This is a genomic window from Gordonia sp. DT219, from assembly GCF_049847065.1.
GTDB lineage: Bacteria > Actinomycetota > Actinomycetes > Mycobacteriales > Mycobacteriaceae > Gordonia.
This window is the reverse complement of the sequence record NZ_JBNCNR010000081.1, coordinates 1-478: the sequence shown is the minus strand read 5'-3', so window position 1 is coordinate 478 and position 478 is coordinate 1. Positions and strand designations below refer to the sequence as shown.

1 protein-coding gene is annotated in these 478 nt (G+C 63.4%); it reads right to left on the bottom strand.

All coding sequences use genetic code 11. The features are described from left to right. On the bottom strand, positions 1–395 hold a 395-nt coding region (locus ACPXB3_RS22515), incomplete at its 3' end, for an immunity 49 family protein (protein ID WP_425729863.1). Positions 396–478 lie beyond the last annotated feature (83 nt).

Genomic DNA, 478 nt, shown 5'->3' with positions numbered 1-478 from the left:
TTCTCCACCGGCCGCGTAAAGAACTCCTTACTCGCCTCCACCGCCGTCCGCACATCACCCCGAAACTCACTACGGCTTCCCGACACCACATCCCACAACAACCGCACCGACGGCCACACCCGCTGCAACACACTCTCCGCACCCGCCAACGGCGCCAACTCCGGATCGGTCAACCGCATCACCTCCAACACCTGCTGCGCCACCGGCTCACCCCGCTCACCCCGCAACAACATCTGCCACCCCAGCGCCCACTGCTCGTGAAACGGATCAAACGACACCCCCGCCTCCATCGACGCCCGCATCCACTCCAGCTCGAAATCCCGCAACACATCCAACAACCCACGATCCCGCGCCACCAACCCCAACCACAACGCCGACAACCAATCCGGCGCCATCGTGTACGGATTCGGACCCGACGACCCCGTCTCAAACTCCCGCCCCAACACAGAAAACGACAACCGATGCTCACCCTTCGGCA